Origin of the sequence: Sphaerisporangium album (assembly GCF_003323745.1) — a bacterium.
GTDB classification, from domain to species: Bacteria; Actinomycetota; Actinomycetes; order Streptosporangiales; family Streptosporangiaceae; genus Sphaerisporangium; species Sphaerisporangium album.
Genome location: NZ_QOIL01000045.1, coordinates 1 through 9,826, shown reverse-complemented (window position 1 = coordinate 9,826; position 9,826 = coordinate 1). Strand labels below are relative to the sequence as shown.

General features: G+C 69.5%; 13 protein-coding genes and 2 pseudogenes. 6 read left to right on the top strand and 9 right to left on the bottom strand.

The annotated features are described in order from the left end of the window. Positions 1-80 precede the first annotated feature (80 nt). The 5 genes and pseudogenes from DQ384_RS44360 to DQ384_RS39965 form a co-directional block, all read left to right on the top strand. Positions 81-137: pseudogene (locus DQ384_RS44360) on the top strand (hypothetical protein); the annotation flags it as partial. Positions 138-324: 187 nt separating this feature from the next. After that, positions 325-771: pseudogene (locus DQ384_RS39975) on the top strand (transposase); the annotation flags it as partial. 184 nt (positions 772-955) lie between these two features. After that, complete coding sequence (locus tag DQ384_RS39970; RefSeq protein ID WP_114034100.1) at positions 956-1,417, top strand: hypothetical protein; 462 nt, start codon at positions 956-958, stop codon at positions 1,415-1,417. Between the two features lie 80 nt (positions 1,418-1,497). Then, the gene (locus DQ384_RS40780) at positions 1,498-1,920 is read left to right on the top strand and encodes a hypothetical protein (protein WP_220183399.1); all 423 of its coding nucleotides are present in this window, start codon (positions 1,498-1,500) and stop codon (positions 1,918-1,920) included. A gap of 469 nt (positions 1,921-2,389) precedes the next feature. After that, positions 2,390-2,974: a Type 1 glutamine amidotransferase-like domain-containing protein gene (locus tag DQ384_RS39965; protein ID WP_245967103.1), complete on the top strand. Its 585-nt coding sequence runs from the start codon at positions 2,390-2,392 to the stop codon at positions 2,972-2,974. Here the strand turns inward: DQ384_RS39965 and DQ384_RS42590 are convergent. From DQ384_RS42590 to DQ384_RS40775, 9 genes are all read right to left on the bottom strand, one after another. Then, on the bottom strand, positions 2,926-3,627 hold the full coding sequence (locus tag DQ384_RS42590; RefSeq protein WP_245967102.1) for an MFS transporter: 702 nt from the start codon (positions 3,625-3,627) through the stop codon (positions 2,926-2,928). The genes DQ384_RS39965 and DQ384_RS42590 overlap by 49 nt on opposite strands. Beyond that, a complete protein-coding gene (locus DQ384_RS42585; RefSeq protein ID WP_220183397.1) occupies positions 3,536-4,201 on the bottom strand; it encodes an MFS transporter in 666 nt (221 codons plus the stop codon). The genes DQ384_RS42590 and DQ384_RS42585 overlap by 92 nt, the downstream gene beginning before the upstream one ends. A gap of 59 nt (positions 4,202-4,260) precedes the next feature. Beyond that, positions 4,261-4,695 carry a PaaI family thioesterase gene (locus DQ384_RS39955; protein ID WP_114034099.1) on the bottom strand — a complete coding sequence of 145 codons (435 nt, stop codon included), beginning with the start codon at positions 4,693-4,695 and terminating at the stop codon, positions 4,261-4,263. Between the two features lie 7 nt (positions 4,696-4,702). Further along, positions 4,703-5,221, bottom strand: a complete 519-nt coding sequence (locus DQ384_RS39950; RefSeq protein ID WP_114034098.1) for an MFS transporter — start codon at positions 5,219-5,221, stop codon at positions 4,703-4,705. A 455-nt stretch (positions 5,222-5,676) separates the two neighbouring features. After that, positions 5,677-6,168 (bottom strand): hypothetical protein, encoded by a 492-nt coding sequence (locus tag DQ384_RS39945; protein WP_114034097.1) that lies wholly within the window; start codon positions 6,166-6,168, stop codon positions 5,677-5,679. A gap of 164 nt (positions 6,169-6,332) precedes the next feature. Then, a complete protein-coding gene (locus DQ384_RS39940; protein WP_114034096.1) occupies positions 6,333-7,163 on the bottom strand; it encodes a hypothetical protein in 831 nt (276 codons plus the stop codon). A gap of 68 nt (positions 7,164-7,231) precedes the next feature. Beyond that, positions 7,232-7,558 (bottom strand): PadR family transcriptional regulator, encoded by a 327-nt coding sequence (locus tag DQ384_RS44355; protein WP_114034095.1) that lies wholly within the window; start codon positions 7,556-7,558, stop codon positions 7,232-7,234. A 382-nt stretch (positions 7,559-7,940) separates the two neighbouring features. Beyond that, a complete protein-coding gene (locus DQ384_RS39930; RefSeq protein WP_181871703.1) occupies positions 7,941-8,591 on the bottom strand; it encodes a hypothetical protein in 651 nt (216 codons plus the stop codon). Between the two features lie 138 nt (positions 8,592-8,729). Beyond that, complete coding sequence (locus DQ384_RS40775) at positions 8,730-8,999, bottom strand: hypothetical protein (RefSeq protein WP_147269103.1); 270 nt, start codon at positions 8,997-8,999, stop codon at positions 8,730-8,732. Between the two features lie 169 nt (positions 9,000-9,168). On the opposite strand from DQ384_RS40775, the gene DQ384_RS39925 reads away from it, so the two are divergent. Then, positions 9,169-9,654 carry a GNAT family N-acetyltransferase gene (locus DQ384_RS39925; RefSeq protein WP_114034093.1) on the top strand — a complete coding sequence of 162 codons (486 nt, stop codon included), beginning with the start codon at positions 9,169-9,171 and terminating at the stop codon, positions 9,652-9,654. The last annotated feature ends 172 nt before the right edge of the window (positions 9,655-9,826 follow it).

Below are 9,826 nucleotides of genomic sequence, written 5' to 3'. Positions count from 1 at the left end.
GGTGGGTCAGCGCGGCGATCACCCAGGCCGCGATCGTCGGCCAGATCCCCGCTGAGCGCGCCCGCGCCCTGCATCCGCACATGCTGCGCGCCACTGTGCTCACCGCGCTGCTGGAAGGCGGCATCCCCGCCGACCGGGTCAAGGGCATCGCGATGCACGCCTCGGTCGACACCACGCTGCGCTACGACCGGCGCCGCACCACCCACATCGATCACCCGCTGTACGGGCTGGAGCACCAGTACGCCGCCCATGAGAGGGGCGGTGACGCGGCGACCGTTCATCGCCGCGGCCATGGGCGCCAACGGCGGCCAGGCGCCCGCGCATGTGCACGCCGACCGGGGCACCTCGATGACCTCCAAGCCGGTCGCGGCGCTGCTGGCCGACCTGAACATCGCGCAAAGCCACAGCCGGCCCCGGGTGTCCAACGACAACCTCTACTCCGAAGCACAGTTCCGGACGCTGAAGTACTGCCCGGCCTTCCCCGGGCAGTTCGGCTCGATCGCTCACGCCCGCGCCTTCTGCCAGGAGTTCTTCACCTACTACAACCACGAGCACCGGCACTCGGGTATCGGCCTGCACACCCCGGCCTCGGGCCATCTGGGCACCGCCGGCCAGATCCGGACCGAGCGGGCACGCACGCTCCAGGCCGCCTACGCCGCCAACCCCGGCCGGTTCCGCCGCAAGCCCACTCCGCCCAGCCTGCCCAAAACCGTCTGGATCAACGAACCCGTCGAGGAGGAAACCAGCTCCGATATAGAACAAGTTGCCTGAAACGTCTCAAACGGTTTGACAGCTACCGTCGCTCCGCGAGGCTCGGCCGTAGCGAACTCGGCGCGGAGGAGGACTCAAGCAGCTCGGCCGGGGGCGGTGAGGCACGGCGAACCGTTGTCGAGCGAATCCGCTGTGACTGTCAGTGGCGATCAGTAGCATCACGCTCTGACGGAAGGACTCTCCCATGGGCGACGCCCTGATCGTTCCTGTGCTCGTCACCACAGACCTGCTCCCTGGCACCGATCTGGCCGCGTTCGGGCAATTGGTCGCCGACGCGGTGGGAACGCTGCAGTGCGAGGGCGGCGGCTGGTATCCGGGGGACCTTGGCGGTGCGACATTCTGGCTCGATCGCCCTGTTCCGCCGCAGGCGCCCGGTCACCTGGCGCCTGAGCAGCTGCGCTGTGCCGCGATGCTCGGTTTGCTGTCCACCCGGGGTCCACGAGGATCGGCCAAAGACGTTTTGGCCGATGTCCGAGCAGCGATCGTTGCAGCCGTGGTCGGCCAGTACGGCGATCTGGGTAGTCCCCCAGCGGTGCTGGGTATCACCAACGCCGACATCCGAGAACGCACACCGGAAACGGCCATCATTGCCGCCACCAGGCATCCCTCCTCCGAACTGGCCGCGGCCACCCGGTTATACCTGTAGCCAGAACTGGGGAAAGAACCGGACGTCGCGCCATGCTGTCCATGACAATACGAATTCACTGACACGACAGGGTCCCCGACATGGCGATGGAATCCGAAAGCCCTTCCCCACGGTCCGCGCATATAGGAAGGTTCGGGATTGGATTAAAGAGCTGCCTCAGCGTCGCTGATGGTCACGTGTTCGTGGCCAAAAGGGATGAGTCCGAAGATGATCGAAATGATGCGGCGATCAAGGACCTGTACGCGCGGCATGCCCAGCGTATCGACCCTGCCAATCCAGTCTGCCCCTACGGTGACGGCGGCGACCGTACCAGGACCGGCGTTCAAAAGCCGTCGTCGTACCTCGCATTCAGCTGCGGCCACACGTTCGTCCTCGACGCTCGCGATGCAGCGGACTGCCTGACCTGGGAATTGACGGAGGCGCAGCGCATCGTCGCTCAGCAATTGCGGCCGAGGAAGGCGGGTTCCTCCGGTCCAATCGAACGCAAGAAGAACCGGCGTTGACTCCACCCGAACCGGAGCCCAAGCAGGCTGCTCCCTCGACCCGTAGTACAACCAGGCGATCGCCATCCTCGACGACACGGAGGAGTAGATAAGCGGCCGGGCACCGTTCCCGCGTACAGGCTCTGGATCGGCCCGGGATGAAATCCTGGGGTGTCCCGGCAGGCCGTCTACTCCTCCATGCCATCGCGGGCCTGCGGAGTGTTCGCCACCGGCCAGGACCTGGAGGAATGGCGGCGGTTGCAAGCCCGGACACCGCCGAACACGTGTCCCAGCTGGTAGGCGCTGCCTCGGTGGCGGGTGTCGGCCTCCCGCAGCGGACGGCGATCGGCCACCAGCCAGAGACTCTGGATCCCCGTCGAGCGCACCACCGGTTGAACTGGAAAGGGAGGGCGGCCGCTGCCGGGCGGCAGCCCTCCCGTCCTCCGCGCGATCACCGCCGCCGTCGTGCGGAACAATGGGTTCCGTGCGAATGTACTTGTCCTCGTGGCGCCTGGGTGATGATGTCGAGCGGCTGCTGGAGTTGAGTTCCGGGTCGTCCGCGGCTGTGGTGGCGAACGCCATGGATGCCGCGGACGGCGTGGTGCGGCGGGACGCCGTTCAGCTCGAACTGGACGCGTTGGGCGGACTGGGGTTCCAGCCCGTCGAGGTGGACCTGCGATTGGAGGGTGCCGCCGGGGAGTTGGCCTCGTTCGACGTCGTGTGGGTGCGTGGGGGCAATGTGTTCGTGCTCCGGGAGGCCTTGGCTAGCAGCGGGGCGGATCTGGTGTTGCGGGAGCTCGTCACCGCCGACGCCGTCGTCTACGCGGGGTACAGCGCGGGATGCTGCGTGCTGGGACCGACGCTGCGGGGGCTGGAGTTCGTCGACGACCCGACCGCGGTCGACGAACCGCGGTGGGACGGGTTGGGGCTGCTCGACTACGTTTTCCTGCCGCACTATCGGTCCGACCACCCGGAGTCCGCCGCGATCGAGCGGGTCGTGGCGGACTACGAGCGGCGGGGTCTGTCTCACCGCCGTGTGAGGGACGGCGAAGTCGTCGTCGTGGACTCGTCCTGACGTCTATTGGTTTCCGGGGCTGCCAACGCCGCCGCCACCGTCACCGCGGACAGCACCAGGAAGTACCTGCAGATCAGCCAGGGCCTGCTGCCGCCCAGGAAGAACAGCGAGGTCGCCAGGAGCGGTAGGAGGCCGCCGCCCAGCACCGGGCCCACCTGGTAGGCGATGGAAGTGCCGCTGTACCGGACGTTGGTCGGGAACAACTCCCCGAACCAAGCCGCGAGCGGCCCGAACATGGCGTCGTGCAGCACGTTGAGGCCCAGCAGCACGCCGAGGAAAATCAGCGTCGGCGAGTGGGTGTCCACGATCAGGAAGAACGGCATGATGTACAAAGCCGATCCGATCGCGCCGAAGAGGAACAGCCGCCGTCTGCCCCAGCGGTCGGAGATCGCGCCCCACAGCGGTCCGGTGACCAGGCTCAGGGCGGCGCTCGTCGTGACCGCGACCACGCCGATGCCGCGGTGTTCCGGCACTTCGTGCTCCAGGTAGAAGAGGACGAAGACGGTGAAGAAGTAGGAGGCCGCGGTCTGCGAGATCCGCACGCCGATCGCGAGGAGGAGGTTACGCCGGTGCTCGCCGACGACGGTGCGCAGCGGTGAGGCCGAGAGCCGTTCCTCCCGCCGGGCGGTGACGAATGCCTCCGCCTCGTCGATGGAGGCCCGGATGACCAGGCCAACGATGATGAGGACGAGGCTGGGTCAGGAACAGCACCCGCCAGCCCCATGCCAGGAACTGTTCGTCGGTGAGGAGCGCCCGGGTGAGCGCGAACGCCCCGGACGCCAAGAGCAGGCCCGCAGATGACCCGGACATGACGAGGCTCCCCCAGAAGCCCCGGTGGCGCGCCGAGGCGTTCTCCACCATGAGCACGGCCGCGCCGCCCTGTTCGACGCCGACGGCGAACCCCTGGAGCAGCCGCAGGATCGTCAGCAGCACGGGCGCCAGAACGCCCGCCTGCGCGTAGGTCGGGAGTACGCCGATCAGCGCGGTGGACGTCCCCATGATGAACAGCGACTGCACGAGGACGGGTTTGCGGCCGTACCTGTCGCCCAGTTGCCCCGCGGCGATCGCTCCGAGCGGGCGGGCCAGGATGCCCACCGTGTACGCGGCGAACGTGGCGATGATGCTGGTCACCGGGGAGAGGTCGGGGAAGAACAGTTTGCTGAAGACCAGCGCGCTCGCAGTGCCGTACAGGTAGAAGTCGTACCACTCGACGGCCGAGCCGATCATGCCTGCTGCGGCTACCCGACGGGGCATTGTGCGTGGCCGGTCCAACACGGTCATGGCGGCTACCCCCGGTGGTGGGTGAAATGGTGTTCGGGAACTTCGATGAAGAGTCCGTCGGCCCGGGCGCGGACCTGGCCGTCGAACAGCGCCTCCGCTCGGGCGCGGACCTTGCGCCCCTGGGTCTCCGTGCACTGGGCGCGCAGCTCTACGTCCCGCCCGATTGGCACCGGCGCGAGGAAGTCGACCTCCAGCCGCCTGGTCACGCACGGCCGGTCCAGCACGCGCCACAGGGTGAGGCTGATGACCTCGTCGAGCACGGCCGCCACGATGCCGCCGTGCGCGATGCCGGGCGCGCCTTGGTGCGAGGTGCCCAGCCGCGCGTTGGCGACGAGCCCGTCCGGTCCGTCGCCGACGACGCGTACGCGCAGACCGCCGACCGCGTCGGCGCCGCAGGCGTAACAGCCCTCGTAGCCCGGTCGGTGGGGTCGGCGGGTCACGCGGTGCTCACCGGCCGGGCCGCGAGCGTCGTGCCCCGGCCGCCACGACGAACAGCAGGCTCAGCAGGGCCCAACCCGCTACCCCCGTGGGCAGCACGACCGCAGTCATCAGCAGGGGGCCGAGGGCCCGCTGGCTGCCGAAGCCGAGGCTGAAGAACGCCAGGTACTGGGCCCGGCGGTCCTCCGGCGCGACGACGTACGACAGCTCCCAGCTGGCGGCGACCAGCAGGTTCTCCGCGAGCGTCAGGACGATCACGCCTGTGATCGCCCCGACGGCTGCGGCCACCCCGCTCAGGGCCGAAGCGGTCGAGAGGAGCACGCACGTCGCCACCAGGAGTCCGCACGCCAGACGGATGGCGCGTACGGACGGCACGAGCCCCTGCGCGAACCGCGCGAGGTAACCCTGCGACAGCGCGGTCTGCGCTGTGCTGACCGCCAGCAGCATCGACGAGAACGATGCGGGCAGGCCCAGCACGCCGACCACCCACAGTGGCAGCAGGACGAAGAGGATCGAGTCGTGCAGCATCGCCAGGGCGTTGGCCGCGACCAGCCCGACGAATCGGCCGTTCCGGTATGGCGCTCGGCTGACGGCCGTAGCGGCGGCTCGCCTGCCAGCCGCGCCTGGGCCGCAGCGTGTCCGCGGGTCCGACGGACAGCCAGGCCTGTCGCCAGGAACGACACCCCTCGCCGGCCACCTGGCCCACCACATCGGCCAGCACCTGATCGTGCGCGCGGCGGATGTAGACCGGCAGCTCGCCCAGCCCGGCCGCCCTGGCTCCGGCGTCGATCGCCGGATGCACCTCCAGATCCAGCGGGCCCATCTGGCCGATCGGCCGCCCGGCGGGCGTGAGTCCCTCCCCGGAACCTGCGGGAGGCGGATAGTGGTGATGGTCGTGATGGTGATACTCGGCGCCGACGGCGTTGCCGTGGATGAGGTTGCCGGAGAACTCGACACGATCCCCCCGCTGACCCGGTTCGGTGTCACCGCTGCTCATCGTCATCCCGCCGGGAAGACGACGAGGTGTTCACCTGCTTGCCGACGACGTTGCCACCGAAGACGTTGCCGTGGAACTCGATGTGGTCCCCGGCATGCCAGCGCCGTGGTGGCGGGGTCTGCTCGTCTGCCTTCGCAGGCGGCGCGGACCGCGCCGGGTCCGGTCCCGGCGACGCCGAGGGCTGCCGTGCCGCCGTGCCGGCGCCGCTGTGCATCGCAGCCTGGCCACCGGCGGGTGCGTGCATCGATGGCGACCTCGGGCCGTCGGGTTGCGGCGTGTCTCCGGAGCGCAGCTGCACCAGCAGGCCGGCGACCGAGACCAGCAGCGCGAGCGCGCCGAGGAACATGCTCACCACGCTGGCCCGCTGATCCAGCACCGCCAACACCGCGCCCGGCAGGTGCAGCGGATCGGCGAAGAACCCCACCAGCCCTGCGCACAGGACCACCACCGCCGATCCGGCCAGCACGACCGGCCACACCCGCCGCCACCCTCGGCGCCCGTCTCGGTGCCCACGCCCGCCCTGCGGCGGCTGCAATGCCCTCACCCCTCAAGCGTGCCGCCACGGGCCCCCAAAACGGCGGAAAGTCGCCGAGGAGTTACCCGGCAAAGGGGGTGACAGCCCTGAGCCGCCCGCTCCCAGGGTCAGCGGTTCTTGCCGCGCCTGTGGCGCAGCCACAACAGGACGCTGGCCACCGACCCGGCGATGGCGACGATCTTTTCGGCGCTGTCCATCATCCCGTCCCAGCCGCGGCCTTGGCCGTAGTAGTAGCGGCCGCACAACAGCGTGATCACAGCGATCAGCCACTCGGTGCGCGGGGACTCCAGAAACCAGTCGCCCAGTTTCACCGCGGGCTGGGCCAGGTCGCGGATGCGGAACCGGATCGCCGCCACTAGCAGCCCGGCGGCGTGCCGCAGCCGGGCCGACGCGCCGGGGCGGGCCCGCCCGGTGGTGGCGTCCGGGCGTAGCAGGTCGGCCAGGAACTCCTCGATGCGCCAGGCGCGGTGCCGTCCGGCGATGGCCACCGCCAGCGTGGCCAGGGTGACCGCGACGGTATGGGAGTGCCGGTGCACGTCGACGCCGCGCAGCGCCTGGATGACGTCACCGGCCAGGGTGACGGCGGCGATGAGCACGCCGATGCCCAGGCTCGCTCCGGCCACGGCGACGGCCGGGGTCCATCCGGCGATCAGCCCGACGACCGCGCCGCAGAAGATCACCGCGCTGAGGGTGGCGGTGATGATCAGGTTGTGGCCTTCGCTGAGCACGTCGGTGGCGAACGCCACGGTCAGGGCGATCAGCGCGGCGGTGAACACCGCGCCGATGGCGCCGACCGGCAGTCCCAGCAGGTTCTCGCCGTCGCCGTCGGCCAGTTGTCCGACCGCGCGGGCGGCGCCGGTCGCCCCCAGGACGGCGGCGCCGGCCACCGCGCACCGCAGTACCCCGGCAAGGCGGGGCAGGGTGTCCCTCGCGGGCACGGTTTTTCCAGGGCCCGCGGCAGCAGGAATTTCGGGAGGTGTGCTCTGCCGGGGGGACAGATCAGTGGTCACGTGCGTCCTTCTCGCAACAGCGCCGTGGCAGGCCACGGGCGCGCACGCCGGGCGGAGTTAGCAGTGGAGTACAGCTGCCGTCCAGTTCCGGTCAGGGCATAAAAGCGGCGGCGCGGCCGCCCGATCGGATGGCCCTGTTCCCAGTCCCCGCTGATCCACCCTGCCTCCTCCAACCGCTCCAGAACCGGGTACACCGTCCCAGAGCCCAGCCCGGCCAGCTCGCAGATGCGATACCCCCAGGCCGGGTCATCCGCGCCGGACGCCAGCAGCACATCGAGCACGAGCCTGGTGGCAGTGGTCAGTCTGATCCTCGCCGCGCCCATGACCCCTGATCTTGACCCACGGCGGCCCGGCCTATGTCGAGAACGACGCACCCGCCTGGAGTCACAGGTACCGCGATTCCCCGGAGGCGCCCGCTCCCTGCGCGTGCACCGCGGTGGCCGTGTATCGGGTGGAGGTCACAGCTCGACCGCAGAGCGCCATACATCTGCGGCCGCAGTGATCCTCACCCCGCTCCTGCCAGAGCTGCGGGCCGATGACGTCGATCCGCTGCGGCGCGCTGATCGGGTCGGTGTCGCTGGCGGCTGCGGATGCCTCGCTGGTGCTGCCCGCCCGCGCGCTGCGCCCGCCGCCGCCGATCTGGCGTCCGCGGTCAAACGGGCCGAGGCACCGCCCGATCCGAGATCCTCGGGTCGGCCTGGTCGATCATTGGCCCGTTGGCGGGCGCCGGGCCAGGATCTCCGGGACGTTGCTGTAGCGGCGGACCAGTCCGGCAAGTCCGTGGTCGATGTATCCCAGGACCTCCACGATCGTCTCGTGGTCGGCGTGCAGGTGCCGGTGGTGGATCGGGGAGTGGTGAGCGATCTTGTTACGCAGCACGCGCAGATAGTCCAGTTTCTGGTGCAGGTCCCTGCGGCGTCCGCGGTAGTGCGGAAAGGCCCGATACAGGGCGGTGCGCCACAACCGCTGGTCGTAGCGGTTGCCGCTGCCCAGCAGACCGACCCAGAACCCGAACGGGAGCTCGTTGATGACCTCCTGCGGTGTGGCCGGGATCGCTTGCCGGCGCAGCTGGGCGCGAGCATCCGTGACCTTCTGCCGTGCACCGAAGTGAAGATCGGCCGCCGGGGCATCCCACCAATCGGCGCGCCCGAACAGCTGTCGCATCTGCTGGTCCATCACGCTGCGCAGCGAAAGCTCCAGGTGCTGCAACGGACCATACAGCCCGCCGGCGACCTCGGTGTTCCAGCAGAACAACCGCAGCGCCGCCACGGTGTCGCCACCGCATACCGCGGCGTACTCACCGATACGCGCCTGTGACAGCACCCGGCGTAGCCGTAGGGCCTCGGCTCGATCCACCTGGGTCGACCTCTCCGATGTAGTGGTTGTGCTAGCGTCGGACGCATAAGCCCCGGATCTGCCTCTGCATCGCACGCAGCCGGGGCACAGCCATTTCTGCGGTCCCGATCTCACCACGAAAACCGGGAAGGCCGCCGGTCATATGTCAACCGCGCCGGGGCACACCACCACGCCGCAGTGGTTTTCAATCCAGGCGGACCATCTCGACCAGTTCGTGAACTGCTCAACGGCGATCCAGAAGCGGATGGACAGCCACCGACGAAGAGCAGGCGCGAAGCACGCGGCCACACGTCTACGACACGCGCCCGGGCCGCGCCGCTCGGACGGCTGCGTCGTGTTTGCCGGCCAGGCCGTCGAAGCCCCGCCGGAGAAGTAAGCGATGCCGAACTCTTCGCCGATCCTGACCACTTGAGGAACCATGCCCGGGGGCGCCGATGCCAACGCTGGTCAGCACGGCGCCGGACGCTGTTCACCGGCGACCTCTTGGGCACCAGCCCAATCGGGTCGACTCTACATGTCGGCGGCCCTGGGTCGCCGTCTCCTAAAGCAGCCGGGAACCCCGCCGTAGTCTCCGCTCATGCCGATCCGATACGCCCTCCCGCCCGACGCGGACGTCATGGCCGAGATCACCTGTGCCACGTTCGCCGAATTCGAGGACTTCGACGTCACCCGCGAGCAATCCGCCGCCAACTGGCGCCGGAATCTCCTCGGGGAGGCGGCCGAACGGCCTCGGCCACATCACACCAGGATCGCCGAACTGCCGGACGGGACGGTCATTGGTCTGGTCATGGGCGGCCCGGCGGATCCAGCGCTCGGCCTTGACGCCGAGATCTACGCCCTCGCGGTCCATCCCGGTCATCAGGGCCATGGCCACGGCCGCGCCCTGCTGAAGGCGGTGGCGGCCGATCTGTGCGCCGACGGGTTCGGCTCGCTGGCGATCCGGGTACTGGCCATCAACAAACGCGCCCGCCGCTTCTACACCTCCCTCGGCGGAGTCCTCGCGGGAGAGGTGTCACCCGACGAGGTCTTCTACGCCTGGCCGGAGATCGCGGCGCTCCTCTGATCAGGAAGTCGCTGCAGAGCTGGACCGATCCTTGTGCTCCGGCCGCGGGCATGTCACCCGCTGTCGAGGTCCAGCGCGAGTGGCAGGTCAGCTGCGGTGAGATCGAGTCTGGGACGCAGGTATCGGACCGGGTGGCGCCACCTGCCGTGCTCGGCGGCGACGTCGACCTCGA